Source organism: Streptomyces yokosukanensis (assembly GCF_001514035.1).
GTDB lineage: Bacteria > Actinomycetota > Actinomycetes > Streptomycetales > Streptomycetaceae > Streptomyces > Streptomyces yokosukanensis.
In genome coordinates, this window is the sequence record NZ_KQ948218.1 from 142,541 (window position 1) to 163,977 (window position 21,437).

Here is a 21,437-nt window from a genome sequence, read left to right on the forward strand (position 1 = left end):
GGGCACCCATCGCTGTGGAGCCGCGTCCCGAAACCTTACGGCCCCGGGACGCGAAAACGCACCGTCCGCTTATTAGTTGAGAAGGCTGCCCTGGAGCTCCGCACGGAGATCCGGGGTCAGGACCGTGCCCGCGCGGTCCACCAGAAGGGCCATCTCGTACCCGATGAGGCCGATGTCCGCTTCCGGGTGGGCCAGAACCGCGAGCGAGGAACCGTCGGATACGGACATGATGAAGAGGAATCCCCGCTCCATCTCCACAACTGTCTGGTTCACGGCGCCCCCTTCGAAGATCCGGGATGCGCCCGCCGTCAGCGACGTCAGACCGGATGCGACGGCCGCGAGCTGGTCGGCGCGGTCGCGGGGGAAGCCTTCGGACATCGCCAGAAGGAGTCCGTCGGCGGAGACCACCACCGTGTGGGACACCCCCGGGGTGTTGTCCACGAAGTTGGTGATCAACCAGTTCAGGTTCTGTGCCGCCTGGCTCATCGGGCTCACACTAACGCTCCTGGTTGTAGGTGCTGTCAGGACCGAAGCCCTGGCCGTTCGTTTCACTGCCTGCGCTGCGTCCGCGCTGGACGCCCCGACGCAGGTTGCTCAGCCTGCCCCGGACGTCCTCCGGGGCGCGGGAGACCTGGGGGCCTCCCTGAGGGGTGTTCTCTGCGGCGCCCTCGACCAGGTTGGCCTTGGGTACCCGCCGCGGCAGACCGGAGGCCGTCACCCCGCCCGCCTTGGGCTTGCGGAGCTGCGACGCCTGCTGCCACCGTTCGTCGTTGGCCGAGCGCCAGCCGTTGTCGCCGCCCGCCGCCGGTGTGTCGCCCGGTGCCGGAGCTTCCTGCTGCACGCGCGCCGCGCCACCCGAGCCGTTGGAACCGCTCGCGTTGGAACCGCGGCGGGGCAGCCCGGCGTCGGTCAGCTCGTGGGCGGCGGGAGAGGCCGGTCCCGGACGGTCGAAGCCTACGCGGTTCCGCTCACTTGCGTCAGCGGCCTGCGAAGACTCCGTTTCCGGAGCGTACTGGGCCGGATAGCCGTTCTGGTACCCGTCCTGCTGCGGCCAGTCGTCCTGGTACGACGGGTTCGGGGCCGGCTCGGTGTACGCGGGCTCCGGGAAGCCGCCGCCCGCGGTGAAGCGGTCGTGCTGGGGCAGCTCGCCGTTCTGCGGGAAGTACTGCTCCTCGTACGGCTTGTCGTAGGCCGCCTGGGACGGCGAGTGCGACTCCTCGTACGACGCGTGCGACTGCGGGTAGGACTCCGGGAAGGGCTCCTGGTACGCGGGCTGCTGCTTCTCGTACGAGGGCTCCTCGTACGTCCGCTGCTGCTCCTGGTAGCCGGGCTGCCCGCCGAACGGCGCAGCCTCGTACCGGGCGGGGGCCTCGTCGGTCCCCTGCTGCGGCTGGTCGGGCTGCTGCCCGTGGGTCTGAGCCTCCAGGGCCGCCCGGCGACCCTCGCGCATCAGGGAACGGCCGACGGGGTCCAGGTCACGGATGTCGTCGGGGACCTCCGTGTACTGGCTGTCGTCGAAGCCCAGCTCGGCGGCGGTGCGCATCGGCTGCAGCTGGTTGAAGTTCTCGCCCTGGAACTGCTGCTCCGGGATGATCTGCGAGACCGTGAACTCCTCGCGGTCCAGCGGCGCCTCGCCGCCACCGCCGTGCGTGATCGCGTCCGGCAGCATGACCAGGGAGGTCGTACCGGCCTGCTCGCCCGAGGGGCGCAGCTGGACGCGGATGCCGTGCCGGTCGGACAGCCGGCCGACCACGAACAGGCCCATGCGCTGGGAGATCGCGGCGTCCACGGTCGGCGGATTGGCCAGCTTGTGGTTGATGTCCGCGAAGTCCTCGGCGGTGAGGCCGATGCCCTTGTCGTGGATCTCGATCATGACTCGACCGTCGGGCAGCCGGGTGGCGGTGACACGAACCTTGGTCTGCGGCGAGGAGAACGTCGTCGCGTTCTCCAGCAGCTCGGCGAGCAGGTGCACGAGGTCGGTGACCGCGCGGCCGTGGATCTCGGCCTCCGGCACGCCGGACAGCTCGATGCGCTCGTACTGCTCCACCTCGGAGGAGGCGGCCCGCAGCACGTCGACCAGCGGGACCGGCTGGTCCCAGCGGCGGCCGGGCTCCTCGCCCGCGAGGACCAGGAGGTTCTCGCCGTTGCGGCGCATACGGGTCGCGAGGTGGTCCAGCTTGAAGAGGTTCTCCAGCTGGTCCGGGTCGGCCTCGTTGTTCTCCAGGTCGGTGATCAGGGTCAGCTGGCCCTCGATCAGCGACTGGTTGCGGCGCGAGAGGTTGGTGAAGATCGCGTTGATGTTGCCCCGCAGCAGAGCCTGCTCGGAGGCGAGCCGCACCGCCTCGCGGTGGACCTGGTCGAAGGCGCGGGCGACCTCGCCGATCTCGTCCTTGGTGTTGATCGGGATCGGGGCGACCCGGGTGTCGACGCGGCCGGGGTCGGTGCGCGAGAGCTGGTCGACCAGCATCGGCAGGCGCTGCTCGGCGATGCCGAAGGCGGCGTTGCGCAGCTGGCGCATCGAGCGGCTCATCTGGCGGGCCACGGCACCGGCCAGGATGAAGGCGAGCAGCAGGGCGACCACGACGACGGCACCGGTGATGAACGCGGACGTCTTGGCGTCGTCGGCGATCGAGGAGGCCTCGTTCACCGCCTTGTCGGCCATGTCCGCCTCGATCTGGCGGTAGGCCTTGTACTTCAGCGTGTTGACCGCGAACCAGTTGTCGGCGGTGATGCCCTTGGCGGCCAGCTCCTGCCGGGTGAGGAGACTGGTGTCCTTCATGGTGGCGAGGGCCGAGACCATCTTGGTCGGGTCCGAGGGCGGCGGGACGTAGCTCGGGTTCTTCTGCTTGGCCTGCGCGGCCATCGCGGCGCCGTCCGACTCGATCTGCGCCTGCTTCTGCTGCAGCTTCTGCGCGTCCGCCTCGGTGCCACCGCCCTTGTACTCCTCGACGGCGATGCGCTCCAGATAGGCGTACGAGGACAGCGACACCCGCTGGGTCGCCAGGTTCCCCGCGTCCGGACCGGGCTTGACCAGCAGATGCGTGCCGATCGACCGCTCCAGCGACAGTGCCGCCTTGGTCAGGGAGATGGCGTAGACGGTACGGCCGTAGGAGGTGATGTTGCCGGTGCCCAGACCGAGCTCGTTGGCGAACTCCATCAGGGGGTGCGTGACGTCGACGTACCCCTCTTCGGTCTTCACGCCGGTCATCTTGGAGGTGTACGCGAGCTGGCGCAGCTGGGTCAGCTCGGGCTCGGCCTCGCGGAACAGCTTCAGCCGGCGCACCAGGCCCGACTTCTGCGGCATGTCCTTCGCGGCCTGGTCGAAGCCGTCGGCGGCGTCGTCCGTGGCCTTGCGGGCCGCGGCGACGGTCGCCTTGCTCTTGGCGCTGGTCGGGTCCACCAGCAGGGGCGCGGCGGTGACGTCACGCTCGTTCTCGAGGGCGTCCGCATAGGTGAGTGCGGCACGTACCAGGCGGGCGGTGTTCTCGGCGTCGCGTGCCTGCTGCCAGGTGTCGATCGAGCTCTTCACCTGGAAGCCGCCCATGACGAGGCCGACCGCCACGGGTATCAGCAGGATCGCGTTCAGTCTGGTGGGCACGCGCCAGTTGCGCGGCGAGAAACGGCCGCCGCTCGGCGCGGGCGTGGCCGCCGGCTCACCGCCGGTCACAGGGGTGGGCGCCGCAGCGCGCGGCGGCGGGGTGAAGTTGCCCCGCGCCGACGGCTCGGGACCGTTCTTGCTTCGCCTCACTCGACCAACAACCTCTCGGCGGTCGGCACCTACGTCGTGCCGCAGTCTCTCAGAACCCGGTTCGTCATCGACTGGTGAGTACGTCATTGACTATTGGGCAGTTCAGGCATTCCAGCACGTGGACCAGTGCTCTTCCAAACAGCGGAAACCTCCGAGCGGTCCGCTTGTAAGTCCCAGATAAAACGGTCATAAAGAGCGAGCCCCGCCAAAAGGCGGGGCTTTTGTGAGCACAGCGGTACTGCCCGACCGCGTCGCGTGGTGATGCCCGGCGATTCCTCTGCCGAACTGTTATGAACACCGGAGCCGACCGTGTCAAAGGCCACAGTCGGCTCCGGACTGTTGATCACAACTGCCGTACGGGACGTTGTACTTGACGCGTACGCGTGTGCTACTTGAGGCGTGCCATCAGGGCGTGCTCCACCAGCGTGATCAGCGCACTCTTGGCGTCGGCGCGGTGGCGGGCGTCGGTCGTGATGATCGGGGTGTCCGGCCCGATCTGCAGCGCCTCCCGCACTTCGTCGGGGGCGTAGGGCTGATGGCCGTCGAAGCCGTTGAGGGCGATGACGAAGGGCAGACCGCTGTTCTCGAAGTAGTCGACGGCCGGGAAGCAGTCGGCGAGGCGCCGGGTGTCCACGAGCACCACCGCGCCGATCGCGCCGCGTACCAGGTCGTCCCACATGAACCAGAAGCGGTCCTGTCCGGGGGTGCCGAACAGGTACAGGATGAGGTCCTGGTCCAGGGTGATGCGGCCGAAGTCCATGGCCACCGTGGTGGTGGTCTTGTCCCCGGTGTGGGTGAGGTCGTCGATGCCGGCCGACGCGGACGTCATGACGGCCTCGGTGCGCAGCGGGTTGATCTCCGAGACGGCGCCGACGAACGTGGTCTTGCCCACGCCGAAGCCACCGGCCACCACGATCTTCGCGGAGGTGGTGGCCCGGCCCGCGTCAGAGCTTGCGAAGTCCACTGAGCACCCTTTCGAGCAGCGTCACGTCCGGAGCGCCGCCGTTGTTCTCGTCGCCACCCGGCTGGTGGATGGCGACCAGGCCGGCCTCGGCGAGGTCGGCGACCAGGATCCGGGCCACTCCGAGCGGCATGGCCAGCAGCGCGGAGACCTCCGCGACCGACTTGACCTCACGGCACAGATGGCAGATGCGCTGGTGCTCCGGGAGCAGCCCCATGAGTGCTGCCGGGTCGGCCGTGGTGCTGATCAGCGCTTCTATCGCGAGCTGGTAGCGCGGCCGGGTCCGGCCGCCGGTCATCGCGTACGGACGGACCAGCGGCTGGTCGCCCTCGTCCCCGTACGGTTCCGCATACGGATCGTGATGGGCGGTGGGCGGGGTCATGAATCCTCCGGGCGGGACAGCAAGTCGGTCGGTCAAGCCGTCTGTCGGGGGCCGGTGGGGGGATTGTGTCGGCCGGACGGTGGTTTGGTGAGGTGGGTGGTGCCGGGGCGGTCAGTGGAGCAGACTGCCTTGGAGTTCGGCGCGCAGGTCCGGGGTGAGTACCGCCCCGGCGCGGTCGACGAGCAGTGCCATCTCGTAGCCGACGAGACCGATGTCGCACTCGGGGTGGGCCAGGACCGCGAGGGACGATCCGTCCGAGACGGACATCAGGAAGAGGAACCCGCGCTCCATCTCGACGACCGTCTGTGCCACGGTGCCGCCCTCGAAGATCCGGGAGGCCCCGGCCGTCAACGAGGTCAGTCCGGACGCGACGGCCGCCAGCTGGTCGGCGCGGTCCCGCGGGAATCCTTCGGACATCGCCAGCAGAAGGCCGTCGGCGGAGACCACCACCGTGTGCGACACCCCGGGGGTGTTGTCCACGAAGTTGGTGATCAACCAGTTCAGGTTCTGTGCCGCCTGGCTCATCGGACTCAACTAACGCTCCTGCTGGTGAGTGGGGCTCGGGAAGCTGCCGGTCTGGCCGCTGCCGGCCTGACGGCCCTGAGCGATGCCCCGACGGAGATTGGTCAGCCGTCCGCGTACGTCATCGGGCGCACGCGAGACCTGCGGACCGGCTTGGTTCTGCTGCTGCTGAGCCGTGCCCGGGACGAGGTTGGCCCGGGGCACCCGGCGCGGCAGACCGGAGGTGGTGACACCGCCCGCCGCGGGCTGCCGGACACGCTCGGCCTGCCGGACGAGTTCGTCGTTGGGCGAGGTGCGCCAGGAACCGGTGGCGGAGCCGTTGCCGTTGGTGCCGGCCGGGCGCTGCGGAGCCGGGGCGGGGGCCTGCGGCTGCTGCTGCGGCGCGGCCTCCTGCTGCGGACCGCCGTGGAACCAGTTGGTCTCCAGCGTGTCGTACAGCGGGGTACGGCCGTCGACCGGGCCGCTGGCCGGCGGCAGAGCCCACCCGTCAGCCGATCCACGTCCCTCGTCGGGCCGCTGCGCGGGGCCCCGGTTGCCGGGCTCGTGGTGCACGGGCCGCTGCTGCGGGGCCGGCGGGCGCGGGGCGCCGAAGTCGTCCCGGGCGGCCGGCTGCGGACGCTCGAACTGGCCGGTGTGCGCCGGGTCCGGGCGTCCGGGCAGGGCGTGCTGTCCGGTGGAGCTGCCGTCGTAGCCCCCGTCGAAGCCCTGCGGAGCCGCGAACTGGCCGGTGCCGTGACCCGTGTTCTGCGGGGTCTCCTCCTGCCGCGGCGCCGACGTGCCGAAGACGTCGGAGCGCACGAACGCACCGGAGTCCTGCCTGCCGCCGTCCGCACGGTCGAAGCCCCCGGGCAGCTGCGGGGCGTCGGGTCGGGCGAACTGGCCGGTCTGCTGCGGGTTTTCGGGACGCGTGAACTGGCCGGTCTGCTGCGGGGCGTCCGGTCGGGCGAACTGGCCGGTCTGCTGCGGGTTCTCCGGGCGGGTGAACTGGCCCGTGTTCTGGGGGCCGCCCAGGCCGTTCAGCTCGGCGCGCGGGAACTGGCCCGTGGCGGAGGGACCCTGGTCGTCCATCCGGGGTATCTCGGCGGTCGCGCCCGGACCCTGCCGGTCGTCGACGCGCGGCATGCGCGCGGTGTGCGCCGGGCCCTGCTCGTCGTGGCCGCGCGGCGTGTCCATCGCGGCACGCGACAGCGGGGCCTGGGGGTCGGCCCAGCCCGGCGTGCGCGGCTGGTCACCGCCGGGCAGCTCGGCCCGCGGGCCGCCGCGCGGCGGCAGCTGGGGTCGACGGCCCTGGTCGGCGGCGTCGGGCCGCTGCGGGCCACGGCCGCCGAAGGCGTCCTGCTGCGGGCCGCCCGGGTTCGCGGCCTGCAGGCCCTGCGGGGCGCCGGGAGCCTGACCGCCGAAACCGCCCGCACCGGCACCCGCGGGCAGCGGCCGGCCCTGCTGCGGACCGACCGGGCCACCGGGTGCGCCGGGACCGCCCTGGGGACCACGCGCACCGCCCGGCGCACCGGGACGGCCGCCCTGGCCCGTGCCGGGCAGCGCGGCCCGGGGACCCTGGCCGGCACCGACCTGGCCGCGCGGAGCGGGACCGGCGCCGAGCAGACCGCCGCCGGTCGGGGCGCCGCCGAGGGCACCGCCGCCCGCGTTGCCGGCCTGCCGCCGGGCCGCGGCCGCACCGGCGGCGGCCTGCGCGGCGGCGGGACCACCGGTGGCGACGGGCGCGCCCGGCTTGCCCGGAGCGGGCTTCTTGCCGCCCTGGGCCACGTCCACGGGCAGCATGACCAGCGCGGTCGTACCACCGGAGTCGGACGGGCGCAGCTGGATGCGGATGCCGTGGCGCTGGGACAGACGGCCGACCACGAACAGACCCATGCGGCGGGACACCGACACGTCCACGGTGGGCGGCGAGGCGAGCCGCTCGTTGATCGCCGCGAGGTCCTCGGGGGAGAGGCCGATACCGGTGTCGTGGATCTCGATCAGCACGCGGCCGTCGGGCAGCGCGTGACCGGTGACCTTGACCTTGGTCTGCGGCGAGGAGAACGAGGTCGCGTTCTCCAGCAGCTCGGCGAGCAGGTGCACGAGGTCGTTGACCACGCGGCCGGCGACCTCGGTGGTGGGCACGGAGGCCAGTTCGATGCGCTCGTACTGCTCCACCTCGGAGGCGGCGGCGCGCAGGACGTCGACCAGCGGGACCGGGCGGGTCCACCGGCGGCCGGGCTCCTCACCCGCGAGGACGAGGAGGTTCTCACCGTTACGGCGCATACGCGTGGCGAGGTGGTCCAGCTTGAACAGCGAGGACAGCTGGTCCGGGTCGGCCTCGCGGGACTCCAGTTCGGAGATGAGCGACAGCTGGCGCTGGATCAGGCCCTGGGAGCGGCGCGAGAGGTTGGTGAACATCGCGTTGACGTTGCCCCGGAGCAGGGCCTGCTCGGCGGCGAGGCGGACCGCCTCGCGGTGCACGTCGTCGAAGGCCGCGGCCACCTGGCCGATCTCGTCCCGGGAGTGCACACCGACCGACTCCACGGAGGTGTCGACGTCCTGCGGGTCGGACTCCGACAGCTGCTTGACCAGCTCGGGCAGACGGTCCTGGGCGACCTTGGTCGCGGTCTCCTGCAGCCGGCGCAGCGAGCGGATCATGGAGCGGGCCACGACGAACGCGCCGACCAGCGACACGCCGAGCACGAGCAGGATCAGCGCACCGGAGATGATCGCGTCCTGCTGGGTGGCGCTCTTCAGCTCGCGGGCCTTCTGCTCCATGTCCTCGAGCAGCGTGTGCTCGATCTTCTTCATCTGCTCGATCTTGGTCGAGCTGTCGTCCACCCAGTCCTTGTAGGAACGGGCGTTCAGGGTCTGGATGCCGTCGCGGGAGTCGAAGACGCGCTTGGCGTAGGTGTCCGCGGACTCGATCGTCGGGTTGCCCTCGTCGATCGGCTTGAGGAGTTCCTCGGCGTTGTTGCTGGCGTAGATCTTCCGGAAGATCGCGATTTCCGAGTTCTCGCTCTCGTACGCCGACTGGCCGTACAGGCGGTCGTTCTCGGAGAGGTCGCCCTTGGAGGTGGTGGTCGCGGGCAGCGCGGCGGCGATCGTGGCGCGCTGTACGGAGGCGTACTCCTTGGCGGTGGAGAAGGCCGCCAGGGCGCGGGTGCGGGAGATCATCTCCGGGTTGCTGGACGCCTCGGCCATGTCCTGGGACAGGCTGATCAGCTGGCTGATCAGCCGGTGGTAGGACTCGATCGTCTGGGTCGAGTTGCCGCTGGCCTTGTAGGCGGTCTTGCGGATCTTGGCCAGGTCGTCCAGCTGGTTGGCGAGGCCGACCAGGGCGTCACGGACGCCCTGGAGGTTGCCGTTCTTGCTGGCCGAGTCGATCTGCTCGGAGGCGTTGAGGAAGTTCTCGCGGGCCCGGTCGGTCTTCTCCTCGTAGCCCTTGACCGTGTAGTCGTTCGCGCTCAGGCCGTGGGCGAGGGGACCGGCGGACTGGTCGCGCTCCTCCTGGAGAGCGGCGGCCAGCTCGGTGGCCTGCTTGGTCATGTCCGTCAGCAGCTTCATGTTGTCGAGCTGCTGGATGTCGGTGATGTTCTGGTCGATGCGCAGCGCACCCAGCGAGGTCGCCGCGACCACGGGGAGCGCGAGCAGCGACACCAGGCGCGTGGAGATGCGCCAGTTGCGCAGGGCCATGCGGGAACCGGGGCCGGTGGAGCCCTTCGGGGGCTTCACGGCCGGCGCGGGGGTGGCGCCGGTGGTGCCCGATCCGGTGCTGGCCGTGGGGCCCGACACGCCGGGGCGTCCGCTGCGCTGACCGCCGTCACCCGACGGGGCCGAGCCCGGGTTCTGGGCGTGCTGGGGTGAGGAGCTGCCCTTCACGGGGCCAGTCCCGTCGTGCGACTCCGGCTCCGCCGAAGCGCTGCCATCCCTCTTGAAACGTCCCTGCACTAGCGTCGCAACCTCTGGACCAGGCGCCCCTCCGCGCGAACGGAGTGACACGGTGTCGGCGTTCTGGAGAGCGCCCTGAAAACGCCCCCCGGTGGTCTTGAGTGACCGGCGCTGGTTCCCCCCTGTTCTCGCCGCCGCTCGGCGCTGCGTCGCGCCCCTGTGCGCCGGCTCGATCCCGCGGCGGTCCGTGGAATTCCAGCACAGTGCCGGATCTCCAACAAGGGCCGTGGTCCGAGCTGTGACCTACGTGACGGGCTGTGAGTGCCGTGTCACCAGACGTGGAAGCAGTTCTTGAACATATCGGGCGTATCCCTGCGAGTTGTCGCCCGAGGTCAGGTGTCTGAGTCGCCATGATCAGGAGCGGAATGATGGCTTCAGGGGGCCAATGTCCGTTTCGTTGGGGCGTGTTGCGGGTCAGGTTTGACCTATTTGTCCGCGACGTCGTGAGCAAACTCACATGCTGATCGTGGTCAGTTGGCGCCTTCGGCGGGGAATTGGATGTTTAGCCTGACGCTTTACAACAGGGACGACTCCGTAAACCCCCATTTCGATCAGAGGCCACAGGACGACAACGGTGAAGACGACGACGATGTTCCACAAGATCGCCAACCCGCGGCGCACGACCCTGGCACACCTCGAGGACGCCGGCGAACTGCAGACGCCCGAGCAGCCGGAGCACTCCGTCGATCTCCCCGCCCAGACCGCCAATCCCCGGCGCACGATCCTGGTGGACGTCCCGGTGGGCGCGGCGGCCCCGGCCGGAGAGTAGCCGACCGGGCCCGGCTCCCGCGTTCGGCGGCCGGCCGGGCTCCGCGTTCACCTTTCCCACCGAATTCCGCGGCCCTGTTTTCGTGCGACGCCTTTCCGTGTCCCGGCGTCGAATTCCCACGCACCCCGAGCGCCGCCCGAAAGGCACGCGCGCGGGTCCTCCCGCGGACCCCGCAGAGCGGCCGGACTCCCCCCGTCGGCCCCGCCGACAGGGCCGGGAACCAGCCTCGCGCGCGCCCGCCGGCAGCCCCGCGCACCGTTGCCCGCGCGGCCGCGGTCCCCGTCCGTGGAAATACCGCCGCACCCCTTGCGTGAATTCCCCGTGCCGAACGCCGGGCGGTCCGACCGGTTAACCTGGGGCGTCAGTACGCCGGTTCTCACTAAGGGGCGCAAGGATCCCGTGCGCATCGCCAGGTTCTCCATCGACGGGAACGTAGCCTTCGGCGCGGTCGAGGGCGACAAGCAGGACGAACTCGTCCTCGACATCATCAAGGGCATCCCGTTCGCGGACCACGAGCTGTCCGGTACGAAGGTGCCGCTGAGCAAGGTCAGACTGCTCCCGCCGGTCCTGCCCAACAAGGTCGTGGCGTTCGGCCGCAACTACTCCGAGCACGCGCGTGAGCTGGGCAACGAGGTGCCCGACGCCCCGTTCGCCTTCTTCAAGCCGTCCACCTCGGTGATCGGCTCCGGCGACGACATCCAGTACCCGTCGTTCTCCGAGGAACTGCACCACGAGGCAGAGCTGGCCGTGGTCATCGGCCGCATGTGCCGCGAGGTGCCGCGCGAGCGCGTCAAGGACGTGATCTTCGGCTACACCTGCGCCAACGACGTCACCGCCCGCGATGTGCAAAAGCGCGAGAAGCAGTGGGCGCGGGCCAAGGGCTTCGACACCTCCTGCCCGCTCGGCCCCTGGGTGGAGACGGACCTGGACCTGGAGCGGGCGGGCGACCTGACCGTCCAGTGCACGGTGAACGGCCAGCAGCGCCAGCTCGGCCGCACCAGCGAGATGATCCACTCCATCGAGGACCTGGTCGTCAACATCTCCGAGGCCATGACCCTGCTCCCCGGTGACGTCATCCTCACCGGCACCCCCGCGGGGGTCGGCCCCCTGCACGTCGGCGACGAGGTCGCCGTCACCATCGAAGGCATCGGCACTCTCACCAACAAGGTTGTCAAGCGTGGCTAGCGCACCCGGCTCCCCCGTACGCGTCCGTTTCTGCCCCTCGCCCACCGGTAACCCCCACGTGGGCCTGGTCCGCACCGCCCTGTTCAACTGGGCGTTCGCGCGCCACCACCAGGGCACCCTGGTCTTCCGCATCGAGGACACCGACGCGGCCCGCGACTCCGAGGAGTCGTACAACCAGCTGCTCGACGCGATGCGCTGGCTCGGCTTCGACTGGGACGAGGGCCCCGAGGTCGGCGGCCCGCACGCGCCGTACCGGCAGTCGCAGCGCATGGACCTCTACAAGGACGTCGCGCAGAAGCTGCTGGACGCCGGCCACGCCTACCGCTGCTACTGCTCCCAGGAGGAGCTGGACAGCCGCCGCGAGGCCGCCCGCGCCGCCGGCAAGCCCTCCGGCTACGACGGCCACTGCCGCGAACTGACCGCCGAGCAGGTCGCCGGGTACGAGGCCCAGGGCCGCACCCCGATCGTCCGCTTCCGGATGCCTGACGAGACGATCACCTTCACCGACCTGGTCCGCGGCGAGCTGACCTTCACCCCGGAGAACGTGCCCGACTACGGCATCGTCCGCGCGAACGGCGCCCCGCTGTACACGCTGGTCAACCCGGTCGACGACGCCCTGATGGAGATCACCCACGTCCTGCGCGGCGAGGACCTGCTCTCCTCCACCCCGCGCCAGATCGCGCTGTACAAGGCGCTGATCGAGCTGGGCGTCGCCAAGGAGATCCCGGCCTTCGGCCACCTGCCGTACGTGATGGGCGAGGGCAACAAGAAGCTCTCCAAGCGTGACCCGCAGGCGTCGCTGAACCTCTACCGCGAGCAGGGCTTCCTGCCCGAGGGCCTGCTCAACTACCTCTCCCTGCTGGGCTGGTCGCTCTCCGCGGACCAGGACATCTTCACGATCGAGGAGATGGTCGCCGCCTTCGACATCTCCGACGTGAACCCCAACCCGGCGCGCTTCGACCTCAAGAAGTGCGAGGCGATCAACGCCGACCACATCCGCATGCTGGATGTGAAGGAGTTCACCACCCGCTGCGCCCCGTGGCTGAAGGCCCCGTTCGCCCCCTGGGCGCCGGAGGACTTCGACGAGGCCAGGTGGGAGGCGATCGCCCCGCACGCCCAGACCCGCCTCAAGGTCCTGTCGGAGATCACCGACAACGTCGACTTCCTGTTCCTCGCCGAGCCGGCCTGGGACGAGGCCTCGTGGACCAAGGCGATGAAGGAAGGCAGCGACGCCCTCCTGCGCACCGCCCGCGAGAAGCTGGAGTCCGCGGACTGGACCTCCGCCGAGTCCCTGAAGGAGGCCGTCCTGGCCGCCGGCGAGGCGCACGGCCTCAAGCTCGGCAAGGCCCAGGCCCCGGTCCGCGTCGCCGTCACCGGCCGCACCGTCGGCCTGCCGCTCTTCGAGTCCCTGGAAGTCCTGGGCAAGGAGAGGACACTGGCCCGCATCGACACGGCGCTGGCCAAGCTGAGCGCCTAGCCGACCCAAGCGTGAGGGGCGGTACCCGAAGTTCCGGGTACCGCCCCTCACGCGTCGGTCACTGCGCGTCGGCTTCGTCGATCAGGTACTGGCTTTCGTCGAAGATCCAGACCACAACGACGACCATGATGGCGCCGGCCACCATGTATTCCAGCATCAGGCCAGGAGCCACATAAGCCTTGCGCAGATTGTCGTCCGGTCCCAGCGGCGCGGTCGAGGTCTTCCGGAACGGGTCACGGGCCAGTATGAGCACGGCCCTGTCCAACTGGGCCCGGCGCTCTGCGGGCAGGGCGTCGAACGTCGCACGGGCCTCGACGGTGAACTGGACGCGGTACTCGCTCATGGCCCTCAGTGTGCCAGCCGTTCGGCGGTACGGTCGGTGTCATGACGATCAGAGCCGTGGTCTGGGACGTGGACGACACCCTCTTCGATTACACGACCGCGGACCGGGAGGGCATGCGTGCCCATCTCGCGGCGGAGGGGCTGCTCGCCGTGTACGCCACCCCGGAGCAGGCCCTGGTGCGCTGGCGGGAGATCACCGACGTCCAGTGGGCCCGCTTCGCCTCCGGTGAGGTCGACTTCGTCACACAGCGCCGCGACCGCACCCGGGTCTTCCTGGGCCGGGAGCTGACCGACAGCGAGGCCGACGCGTGGTTCGGGCGCTATCTGGCCCACTACGAGGCCGCCTGGAGCCTCTTCCCGGACGTCCTGCCCGCCCTGGAGGCGCTCTCCGCCAGCCACCGGCACGCGGTGCTGTCCAACTCCAGCCTCAAGGTCCAGGAGCACAAGCTGCGCACGCTCGGCCTCCTCGACCGCTTCGAGACCGTCCTGTGCGCCGCCGAACTCGGTGTCTCCAAGCCCGAGGCCGGCGCCTTCCTGGCGGCCTGCGAGGCGCTCGGTCTGCCCGCGCACGAGGTGGCGTACGTCGGCGACCATCCGGAGATCGACGGGCGGGGCGCCGCCGAGGCGGGTCTGCTGTCGGTGTGGATCGACCGCGGTACGGCCCCCGCGCAGCTCGCGCGGACAGCTGTCGTGCACCGGATCTCGACCCTCGCCGAACTCCCCGCGCTCGTCCGCGCGGATACCCGTTTTGGAGCCCCGTCCACCTTCGGGTAATGTTCTTCCTGCGCCGAGGGGAGCAGGCCGGAAGGCCGGGACCCCGAGGAGCACGCTAGAACAAGGACCCCGCAGGGGCTTGAGTTCCAGTGGCCTATGGTGTAATTGGCAGCACGACTGATTCTGGTTCAGTTAGTCTTGGTTCGAGTCCAGGTAGGCCAGCTCGCAGAGCTTATCTGCAAAGCCCCCGTTGTGTAGCGGCCTAGCACGCTGCCCTCTCAAGGCAGTAGCGCCGGTTCGAATCCGGTCGGGGGTACAGATCCTTCCCGCGAGGACGGCTCGGGTAGCTCCCACCGTCGTCGATGCAGGATCGCTAGGGCCCCCGTTGTGTAGCGGCCTAGCACGCCGCCCTCTCAAGGCGGTAGCGCCGGTTCGAATCCGGTCGGGGGTACTGACTGGTCTAAACCATCATTGGTCTATGGTGTAATTGGCAGCACGACTGATTCTGGTTCAGTTAGTCTTGGTTCGAGTCCAGGTAGACCAGCTCGGACCTGCGGAAACGCAGTGTCCAGGCCCCCGTTGTGTAGCGGCCTAGCACGCCGCCCTCTCAAGGCGGTAGCGCCGGTTCGAATCCGGTCGGGGGTACAGGAGAAGGCCCTTCGCTTCGGCGGAGGGCCTTCGTCGTGCCCCGCGCGGGCTACTCGAAGCCGTACCGCCGTGCCGTCTCCTCCTCCTGCGCCAGCCGGTGCAGCGCCTGCTTCACCGGCTCGTTGAGGATCACCCCCAGGATCGCGAACTCGATCCGCTCCGCCTCCGACGGGTACGCCTCCATGTTGTCCAGGTCGAGGACGGCCGTGCGGTACATCAACTCGGCGTACGGCGCGAGCAGTTCGGCGCCGAAGGTGTAGCCGATCCGGCGGAACGCGGCCACCGCCACCACCAGCGAGCGGTACGCGGGGGAGATGGTGATGAGCTGCTTGGCGTTCTCCCAGCCGAGCTGGTCCAGGAGCTTGTCGACCTCCAGGTGGGCGGCCTGGACGTACTCGTCGTCCTCGTCCGGCTCCGGCACCTGCGGCAGCGCCCACAGCGCCGCGCCCAGGCGGATCGTGCGGGGCAGGGAGTCGTCGTCCACGTGCCCGAGCACGTCGCGCACCTTCGCCACCGGCACCCGGCCCACCTGGATCATCGCCCGTACCAGCCGCAGCCGGCGCAGGTGCTCCTCGTCGTACTCGGCCGTGGTGGCGTTGATCTGGCGGCCGGCCGGCAACAGCCCTTCGCGCAGGTAGTACTTGATCGTCGCCGTGGACACGCCACTGCGTTCGCTCAGCTCCGCCAGCCGCATCTCTTGCGCTCCTTCTCGGATAACGGCACTATCCAATCAGCACTTCTTGGATAGCTCCGCTCGCCAACGAGGGGGAAGTGGACATGGTGACCCGTACGACTGCTGATGCGAAGGGCGACGTCGTCGTCCTGTTGATCGGCATGCGTATCAACCGCTTCTGGGCGGTGCACCTGTGGCTGCCGGTGATGCTCGCGATGCTCCGCATGCTGAGGGATCTGCGGAGGGAACCCGAGCAGGGGCTGCTGAGCCGCGTCCTGCTGACGGCTTCGCCGCGGACGTACTACGTCGTGCAGTACTGGGAGTCCAAGGAGAGGCTGTACGCCTACGCGACCGCGCCGGACGCCTTCCACCACAAGGCCTGGGCGCGCCTCAACCGCAAGGAGCGGTCCGGGAAGCTGCGCGGGCAGGTGGGCATCTGGCACGAGGCGTACATCGTGCCCGAGGGGTCGTACGAGGCGATCTACGGGGACATGCCCGCGTTCGGGCTCGCCGCCGCGCACGGGCAGGTGCCGCTGGAGAAGCGGGGCCGGTATGCCAAGGACCGGTTCGCCTACCGGTCGCAGAAGGCGCCGGGGCCGGAGCGGGTGGCGCAGTCGGAGCGGGCGCCGGAACCGGAGCCGGAGAAGACGGGCTGACCAGGGGGGTCGGGGGAGCGAGGAGGGCCTGCCGCGGCGTTGGGGCAGGCCCTCCTCGGTGTTCCCGGACGGCGGTCGGTCAGCCCGAGCGGCGCAGGGCCTCGGAGAGGCGGGCGGCGGCGTCGATGACCGCCTGGGCGTGCATACGGCCCGGGTGCCGGGTCAGGCGTTCGATGGGGCCGGAGACCGACACGGCGGCCACCACGCGGTTGGAGGGCCCGCGCACGGGCGCGGAGACGGACGCGACGCCCGGCTCGCGCTCGCCGATGGACTGGGCCCAGCCGCGCCGCCGTACACCCGACAGGGCCGTCGCCGTGAAACGGGCGCCCTGCAGGCCGCGGTGCAGCCGCTCCGGCTCCTCCCAGGCGAGCAGGATCTGCGCCGAGGAGCCGGCCTTCATGGTGAGCGTGGAGCCGACCGGGACGGTGTCCCGAAGGCCGGACAGGCGTTCCGCCGCGGCCACGCAGATGCGCATGTCGCCCTGGCGGCGGTAGAGCTGCGCGCTCTCGCCCGTGACGTCACGCAGGTGCGTGAGCACGGGGCCGGCCGTGGCGAGCAGGCGGTCCTCGCCGGCCGCCGCCGCGAGTTCCGAGAGGCGCGGGCCGAGGATGAAACGGCCCTGCATGTCGCGTGCCACCATGCGGTGGTGTTCCAGGGCCACGGCCAGGCGGTGAGCCGTGGGTCGTGCCAGTCCGGTCGCGCCGACCAGGCCCGCGAGGGTGGCCGGACCCGACTCCAGAGCGCTCAGGACGAGGGCCGCCTTGTCCAGAACGCCGACGCCGCTACTGTTGTCCATGAAACGATACTCACGTCTCACTCTGTGAAACGCAAGTTCAATTTTCCGTGGAACGCGCCACCCTGGAATCACACAGCGGCTCGCAGACCAAGGGGCCGGGTGTAGGGCGCCCGCAGCCACCGGACACCAGGGACCGCGGCGCCGCTTCCTCAAGATCTCTAGTTGCGTCGGCGTGACCGTGGCCGGCCGGAGGGAAAGCGATGGGTAGGACACTCGCGGAGAAGGTCTGGGACGACCACGTCGTCCGGCGCGCCGAGGGCGAGCCCGACCTCCTCTTCATCGATCTGCACCTGCTGCACGAGGTGACCAGCCCGCAGGCCTTCGACGGACTGCGCAAGAACGGTCGCCCGGTGCGGCGCCTCGACCTCACCATCGCCACCGAGGATCACAACACCCCGACCCTCGACATCGACAAGCCCATCGCCGACCCGGTCTCGCGCGCCCAGCTGGAGACGCTGCGCAAGAACTGCGCCGAGTTCGGCGTACGGCTGCACCCGCTGGGCGATGTCGAGCAGGGTGTCGTGCACGTCGTCGGCCCGCAGCTGGGCCTGACCCAGCCCGGTACGACCGTGGTCTGCGGTGACTCGCACACCTCCACGCACGGCGCCTTCGGCGCGCTGGCGTTCGGTATCGGCACCTCGCAGGTCGAGCATGTGCTGGCCACCCAGACGCTGCCGCTGGCCCGCCCGAAGACCATGGCCATCACCGTCGAGGGCGAGCTGCCCGAGGGCGTCACCGCCAAGGACCTGATCCTGGCGATCATCGCGAAGATCGGTACGGGCGGCGGCCAGGGCTACATCCTGGAGTACCGCGGCTCCGCCATCGAGAACCTCTCGATGGAGGCCCGGATGACCATCTGCAACATGTCGATCGAGGCCGGCGCCCGCGCGGGCATGATCGCCCCCGACGAGACCACCTTCGCGTACCTCAAGGGCCGCCCGCACGCCCCCGAGGGCGAGGAGTGGGACGCCGCGGTCGCGTACTGGAAGACGCTGAGGACGGACGACGACGCCCGGTTCGACGCCGAGGTCGTCATCCGCGCCGACGAGCTGTCCCCGTTCGTCACCTGGGGCACCAACCCCGGCCAGGGTGCGCCGCTTTCGGCGTCCGTCCCCGACCCGGCTTCGTACGAAGACGCTTCGGAGCGCCACGCCGCCGAAAGGGCCCTGGAATACATGGGGTTGGAGGCCGGTCAGCCGCTGCGCTCCATCAAGGTGGACACCGTCTTCGTAGGCTCCTGCACCAACGGCCGCATCGAGGACCTGCGCGCCGCCGCGGGCATCCTCAAGGAGCGCAAAGTCGCCGACGGCGTACGGATGCTGGTCGTCCCGGGCTCCGCGCGGGTCGGTCTGCAGGCCGTCTCCGAGGGCCTGGACGTGGTCTTCAAGGAGGCCGGCGCCGAATGGCGGCACGCGGGCTGCTCGATGTGCCTCGGCATGAACCCCGACCAGCTGGCCCCCGGCGAGCGCTCCGCCTCCACCTCCAACCGCAACTTCGAGGGCCGGCAGGGCAAGGGTGGCCGTACTCATCTGGTGTCGCCGCAGGTCGCGGCGGCCACCGCCGTCCTGGGCCATCTGGCCTCCCCGGCCGACCTGACCGACGTCCGTACGCCCGCTGGAGTCTGAGACACCATGGAAGCCTTCACCACGCACACCGGCCGGGCCGTCCCGCTGCGCCGCAGCAACGTCGACACCGACCAGATCATCCCTGCTCACTGGCTCAAGAAGGTCACGCGGGACGGGTTCGAGGACGGGCTGTTCGAGGCCTGGCGCAAGGACCAGGACTTCATCCTCAACCGCCCCGAGCGGCAGGGTGCCACGGTTCTGGTCGCCGGCCCCGACTTCGGTACCGGCTCCTCCCGTGAGCACGCCGTCTGGGCGCTGCAGAACTACGGTTTCAAGGCCGTGATCTCCGCCCGCTTCGCGGACATCTTCCGGGGCAACTCGCTGAAGAACGGCCTGCTCACGGTGGTCCTGGACCAGAAGATCGTCGACGCCCTGTGGGAGCTGACGGAAGCGGACCCGACTGCTGAGGTCACTGTGGACCTTGAGGCGCGTGAGGTTCGCGCCGAGGGCGTCACCGCCTCCTTCGAGCTGGACGAGAACTCCCGCTGGCGGCTGCTGAACGGCCTGGACGACATCTCCATCACGCTCCAGAACGAGGCCGACATCGCCGCGTACGAGGCGAAGCGGCCCGCCCACAAGCCGCAGACCCTCCAGGCCTGATCCGGACCCCCTCAGCGGGGCAGGTTTCGGCCACGTCAACATCCCCGCCGGTACCCCCGATCGCCACGATCGGGGGTACCGGCATGTCTGCCCCCGAATCACCCCGCACGCTTCTTACGCGGCGCTCAACTTCCCACGTTACGAAGGAGGTTGTCGGGGTACGTGAGTGCTGGGATCGCGGCCGCCGCAAGTGCCTGGAAGGCCATTTGAGGCGGCAGTTGCCCCCTGCGCAGGCGACAACTCGCCCCAGATGGCACAATCTGTGCATGGAACACGACGGCCAACTCCAGCTCTATACGGCAGTCGCGAACCAGCTCAAGGAAGCGCACGCAAGGGTGCGCGCACTGCAAGTCCCGGAGGGCGTACGGATGGCGCTGACCCGGAAGCTGCTGGTCATTACGGCCGCGGCCAAGCACGATCTCGCCGCTGCGGCAAGGCGGCTCGAGCGGTTCAACGCGGACCTCGACGAGGGTCGGATCCCCGACGAGGACCACTGAACAGCCCGAGACCACCGAGTCCGTTGCGGCACAAGGGTGATAAGCCCGTTTCGTGTTTGATTTGCGGTATATATCTGCCTAACGTGCGAAAAAGCTTGAACACTTTCGTTCTGGCGATGTCTCCGAAGGGGAAGACGTGAACAAGGCGCAGCTCGTAGAAGCGATTGCCGACAAGGTGGGTGGCCGCCAGCAGGCCGCCGAGGCTGTCGATCATGTCCTGGACGCCATCGTCCGCGCGGTCGTCGCGGGCGAGCGGGTCTCGGTCACCGGCTTCGGGTCCTTCGAGAAGGTGGACCGCCCCGCCCGTTACGCCCGCAACCCTCAGACGGGCGAGCGGGTTCGGGTCAAGAAGACCTCCGTGCCGCGCTTCCGCGCCGGTCAGGGCTTCAAGGACCTGGTGAGCGGCTCGAAGAAGCTGCCGCGCGGTGGCGAGGTCTCGGTCAAGAAGGCGCCGAAGGGCAGCCTGACCGGCGGTGCTTCCGCGACGGTCAAGAAGGCCGCCGCGAAGAAGACCACGGCCAAGAAGGCGGCCGCGAAGAAGGTCACCGCGAAGAAGGTCACCGCGAAGAAGACCACGGCCGTCGCCAAGAAGACCACGGCGAAGAAGACGACCGCCAAGAAGGCCACGGCGACCGCCAAGACCGCCGCCGCGAAGAAGGCCACCGCCAAGAAGGCGACGGCGAAGAAGGCCCCGGCGAAGAAGGTCACCGCGAAGAAGGCCCCGGCCAAGAAGTCGACGGCCCGCAAGACCACCGCGAAGAAGGCCACCGCCCGCAAGGCGACGTCGTAAGGACGCCAGGGCACGCCAGGGCACTCACGCGCCGGGCCGGACTCCCCTCGGGAGCCCGGCCCGCGGCGTGTTCAGGGCGGTAAGGGCGGTTACAGGGTTTGAAGGGTTACGAGGGTGATGCGCAGGGCGTCGCCCCGGCCCTCGGTCTCGATGCGCACGCGCTGCCCGGGGCGCAACAGCCGCAGACCCCCGGCGGTGAAGGCGGCGGAGTCGAAGGGCACCGGGGTGCCGTCGTCCAGGAGCACCTGTCCGCTGCGGGTCGCGGGGTCGTAGGTGTATGCGGTGGCCTGCATGACTGCAGCGTACTGGTGGTTCTGACGACGGGGACCGCCGTGGGGACCGGGGCCGTCCGCGAGGTGCGGGGCCGTCGCCCGCCGGGCGCCCTCAGGAGCCCGGGATCAGCAATCCCGCCGATACCGCGGCCGTATACGGACCCACGCCCAAAGCCAATGCCGCCCGCAAGTCGTCACCGGTATCCACGTCCTGCCGTACCGAATCGACGCCGGGAAGTTCCAGTTCCCGCGCCCCGGAGATGCGATGTCGGGAGCGGGAATCGGGGCCGAACTCCGGCCGCAATTCCCCGTTCGGCCCCGCGGCCAGCAACGTGGTGCCCGGCCCGGCCGCATCCGCGAGAAACGCCCGCGGAAACTCGCCCGCCGCGGCCAGGACAACGGCCAGTTCCATCGGGCGCAACGCCGGCAGATCGGCGTTCAGCGCCGCGATCGGTGTGCGCGGGCGCATTTCGCGTACGACGCCCGCGCCGTGCGCCAGCGCGGCGTTCAGCCCGCCTGCCGGGGTGTCCGGGACGATGCGCGCGCCCAGCGCGGCCAGCTCGCGCGCGGCCCGCTCGTCGTCCGTGACGACCGCCACATCCGCAACAGCCGCGCAGGCCACCGCCGCGGCCACCGTGTCCTGCGCGAACGCCAGCGCCAGCCCCGGCCGCACGCCTTCGGCGGCGGTGTCCGAGAGTCTGCTCTTGGCCCGGGTCAGGGGCTTCAGCGGGATGACCAAGGTCCATTGCACTGGCGTACCGTCCCTCTCGTGTCGCGATCATTGTCCCCCGGGTCATCTGGTGCCCAGGGCCTCGGGCGTACGGTGTTCTCGACAGACCGGCGGCTCGGG

General features: G+C 70.0%; 20 protein-coding genes and 5 tRNA genes. 14 read left to right on the plus strand and 11 right to left on the minus strand.

Translation table 11 applies throughout. From position 1 onward, the window contains the following. Window positions 1-72: 72 nt before the first annotated feature. The 6 genes from AQI95_RS29795 to AQI95_RS29820 all read right to left on the minus strand — a co-directional run bounded on the left by AQI95_RS29795 (window position 73) and on the right by AQI95_RS29820 (window position 9,543). Window positions 73-486 (minus strand): roadblock/LC7 domain-containing protein, encoded by a 414-nt coding sequence (locus AQI95_RS29795; RefSeq protein ID WP_003993185.1) that lies wholly within the window; start codon window positions 484-486, stop codon window positions 73-75. A gap of 10 nt (window positions 487-496) precedes the next feature. Continuing rightward, a complete protein-coding gene (locus AQI95_RS29800) occupies window positions 497-3,748 on the minus strand; it encodes a sensor histidine kinase (protein ID WP_208614297.1) in 3,252 nt (1,083 codons plus the stop codon). Between the two features lie 388 nt (window positions 3,749-4,136). Beyond that, complete coding sequence (locus tag AQI95_RS29805; RefSeq protein WP_067130656.1) at window positions 4,137-4,712, minus strand: GTP-binding protein; 576 nt, start codon at window positions 4,710-4,712, stop codon at window positions 4,137-4,139. Continuing rightward, window positions 4,693-5,091, minus strand: a complete 399-nt coding sequence (locus AQI95_RS29810; protein ID WP_009190816.1) for a DUF742 domain-containing protein — start codon at window positions 5,089-5,091, stop codon at window positions 4,693-4,695. The genes AQI95_RS29805 and AQI95_RS29810 overlap by 20 nt, the downstream gene beginning before the upstream one ends. A gap of 111 nt (window positions 5,092-5,202) precedes the next feature. After that, a complete protein-coding gene (locus AQI95_RS29815) occupies window positions 5,203-5,616 on the minus strand; it encodes a roadblock/LC7 domain-containing protein (RefSeq protein ID WP_023546525.1) in 414 nt (137 codons plus the stop codon). A gap of 9 nt (window positions 5,617-5,625) precedes the next feature. Further along, window positions 5,626-9,543 (minus strand): sensor histidine kinase, encoded by a 3,918-nt coding sequence (locus AQI95_RS29820; protein WP_107121792.1) that lies wholly within the window; start codon window positions 9,541-9,543, stop codon window positions 5,626-5,628. A 574-nt stretch (window positions 9,544-10,117) separates the two neighbouring features. Here AQI95_RS29820 and AQI95_RS29825 point away from each other — a divergent pair. From AQI95_RS29825 to gltX, 3 genes are all read left to right on the plus strand, one after another. After that, window positions 10,118-10,312, plus strand: coding sequence for a hypothetical protein (locus tag AQI95_RS29825; RefSeq protein ID WP_067130658.1), 195 nt, complete (start codon window positions 10,118-10,120; stop codon window positions 10,310-10,312). A gap of 399 nt (window positions 10,313-10,711) precedes the next feature. Beyond that, window positions 10,712-11,497, plus strand: a complete 786-nt coding sequence (locus AQI95_RS29830) for a fumarylacetoacetate hydrolase family protein (RefSeq protein WP_067130660.1) — start codon at window positions 10,712-10,714, stop codon at window positions 11,495-11,497. Continuing rightward, entirely contained in the window at window positions 11,490-12,974 is a 1,485-nt protein-coding gene (gltX, locus tag AQI95_RS29835) for a glutamate--tRNA ligase (protein ID WP_079071542.1), read from the plus strand. Before AQI95_RS29830 ends, gltX begins: the two co-directional genes overlap by 8 nt. A 58-nt stretch (window positions 12,975-13,032) precedes the next feature. On the opposite strand, the gene AQI95_RS29840 is transcribed toward gltX, so the two are convergent. After that, entirely contained in the window at window positions 13,033-13,317 is a 285-nt protein-coding gene (locus AQI95_RS29840; protein ID WP_067130664.1) for a type II toxin-antitoxin system RelE family toxin, read from the minus strand. 41 nt (window positions 13,318-13,358) lie between these two features. On the opposite strand from AQI95_RS29840, the gene AQI95_RS29845 reads away from it, so the two are divergent. From AQI95_RS29845 to AQI95_RS29870, 6 genes are all read left to right on the plus strand, one after another. Continuing rightward, window positions 13,359-14,090 carry an HAD family hydrolase gene (locus AQI95_RS29845; protein WP_107121798.1) on the plus strand — a complete coding sequence of 244 codons (732 nt, stop codon included), beginning with the start codon at window positions 13,359-13,361 and terminating at the stop codon, window positions 14,088-14,090. A 90-nt stretch (window positions 14,091-14,180) separates the two neighbouring features. Further along, a tRNA-Gln gene (locus AQI95_RS29850) sits at window positions 14,181-14,252 on the plus strand. A gap of 21 nt (window positions 14,253-14,273) precedes the next feature. Beyond that, a tRNA-Glu gene (locus AQI95_RS29855) sits at window positions 14,274-14,346 on the plus strand. A gap of 62 nt (window positions 14,347-14,408) precedes the next feature. Next, window positions 14,409-14,481, plus strand: a tRNA-Glu gene (locus tag AQI95_RS29860). Window positions 14,482-14,502: 21 nt separating this feature from the next. After that, window positions 14,503-14,574: transfer RNA gene (locus tag AQI95_RS29865), tRNA-Gln, on the plus strand. 28 nt (window positions 14,575-14,602) lie between these two features. After that, window positions 14,603-14,675, plus strand: a tRNA-Glu gene (locus AQI95_RS29870). A gap of 52 nt (window positions 14,676-14,727) precedes the next feature. On the opposite strand, the gene AQI95_RS29875 is transcribed toward AQI95_RS29870, so the two are convergent. Continuing rightward, window positions 14,728-15,372, minus strand: coding sequence for a MerR family transcriptional regulator (locus AQI95_RS29875; RefSeq protein WP_067130666.1), 645 nt, complete (start codon window positions 15,370-15,372; stop codon window positions 14,728-14,730). Between the two features lie 83 nt (window positions 15,373-15,455). On the opposite strand from AQI95_RS29875, the gene AQI95_RS29880 reads away from it, so the two are divergent. Beyond that, a complete protein-coding gene (locus tag AQI95_RS29880; RefSeq protein WP_067131056.1) occupies window positions 15,456-16,007 on the plus strand; it encodes a DUF4188 domain-containing protein in 552 nt (183 codons plus the stop codon). A gap of 79 nt (window positions 16,008-16,086) precedes the next feature. Here the strand turns inward: AQI95_RS29880 and ndgR are convergent, their stop codons facing one another. Next, window positions 16,087-16,803 (minus strand): IclR family transcriptional regulator NdgR, encoded by a 717-nt coding sequence (gene ndgR / locus AQI95_RS29885; RefSeq protein WP_067130667.1) that lies wholly within the window; start codon window positions 16,801-16,803, stop codon window positions 16,087-16,089. Between the two features lie 200 nt (window positions 16,804-17,003). On the opposite strand from ndgR, the gene leuC reads away from it, so the two are divergent. The 4 genes from leuC (at window position 17,004) to AQI95_RS29905 (ending at window position 20,315) form a co-directional block, all read left to right on the plus strand. Continuing rightward, entirely contained in the window at window positions 17,004-18,428 is a 1,425-nt protein-coding gene (leuC, locus tag AQI95_RS29890) for a 3-isopropylmalate dehydratase large subunit (RefSeq protein ID WP_067130669.1), read from the plus strand. A 6-nt stretch (window positions 18,429-18,434) separates the two neighbouring features. After that, on the plus strand, window positions 18,435-19,028 hold the full coding sequence (gene leuD / locus AQI95_RS29895) for a 3-isopropylmalate dehydratase small subunit (RefSeq protein WP_067130671.1): 594 nt from the start codon (window positions 18,435-18,437) through the stop codon (window positions 19,026-19,028). Between the two features lie 266 nt (window positions 19,029-19,294). Beyond that, window positions 19,295-19,525, plus strand: a complete 231-nt coding sequence (locus AQI95_RS29900; protein ID WP_067130673.1) for an SCO5555 family protein — start codon at window positions 19,295-19,297, stop codon at window positions 19,523-19,525. A 136-nt stretch (window positions 19,526-19,661) separates the two neighbouring features. Then, the gene (locus AQI95_RS29905; RefSeq protein WP_067130676.1) at window positions 19,662-20,315 is read left to right on the plus strand and encodes an HU family DNA-binding protein; all 654 of its coding nucleotides are present in this window, start codon (window positions 19,662-19,664) and stop codon (window positions 20,313-20,315) included. An 89-nt stretch (window positions 20,316-20,404) separates the two neighbouring features. On the opposite strand, the gene AQI95_RS29910 is transcribed toward AQI95_RS29905, so the two are convergent. Both AQI95_RS29910 and cofC read right to left on the minus strand, forming a co-directional pair. Then, a complete protein-coding gene (locus AQI95_RS29910; RefSeq protein WP_067130679.1) occupies window positions 20,405-20,608 on the minus strand; it encodes a hypothetical protein in 204 nt (67 codons plus the stop codon). Window positions 20,609-20,699: 91 nt separating this feature from the next. Next, a complete protein-coding gene (cofC, locus tag AQI95_RS29915; protein ID WP_067130682.1) occupies window positions 20,700-21,338 on the minus strand; it encodes a 2-phospho-L-lactate guanylyltransferase in 639 nt (212 codons plus the stop codon). Window positions 21,339-21,437 lie beyond the last annotated feature (99 nt).

Coding starts and splice junctions, on each gene's coding strand:
- AQI95_RS29815 (WP_023546525.1), bottom strand. CDS start 5,616: ATGAGCCAGGCGGCACAGAACCTGAACTGGTTGATCACCAACTTCGTG.
- AQI95_RS29875 (WP_067130666.1), bottom strand. CDS start 15,372: ATGCGGCTGGCGGAGCTGAGCGAACGCAGTGGCGTGTCCACGGCGACG.
- ndgR (WP_067130667.1), bottom strand. CDS start 16,803: ATGGACAACAGTAGCGGCGTCGGCGTTCTGGACAAGGCGGCCCTCGTC.
- AQI95_RS29910 (WP_067130679.1), bottom strand. CDS start 20,608: ATGCAGGCCACCGCATACACCTACGACCCCGCGACCCGCAGCGGACAG.
- leuC (WP_067130669.1), top strand. CDS start 17,004: ATGGGTAGGACACTCGCGGAGAAGGTCTGGGACGACCACGTCGTCCGG.
- leuD (WP_067130671.1), top strand. CDS start 18,435: ATGGAAGCCTTCACCACGCACACCGGCCGGGCCGTCCCGCTGCGCCGC.
- AQI95_RS29840 (WP_067130664.1), bottom strand. CDS start 13,317: ATGAGCGAGTACCGCGTCCAGTTCACCGTCGAGGCCCGTGCGACGTTC.
- AQI95_RS29880 (WP_067131056.1), top strand. CDS start 15,456: ATGGTGACCCGTACGACTGCTGATGCGAAGGGCGACGTCGTCGTCCTG.
- AQI95_RS29845 (WP_107121798.1), top strand. CDS start 13,359: ATGACGATCAGAGCCGTGGTCTGGGACGTGGACGACACCCTCTTCGAT.
- AQI95_RS29795 (WP_003993185.1), bottom strand. CDS start 486: ATGAGCCAGGCGGCACAGAACCTGAACTGGTTGATCACCAACTTCGTG.
- AQI95_RS29810 (WP_009190816.1), bottom strand. CDS start 5,091: ATGACCCCGCCCACCGCCCATCACGATCCGTATGCGGAACCGTACGGG.
- AQI95_RS29900 (WP_067130673.1), top strand. CDS start 19,295: ATGGAACACGACGGCCAACTCCAGCTCTATACGGCAGTCGCGAACCAG.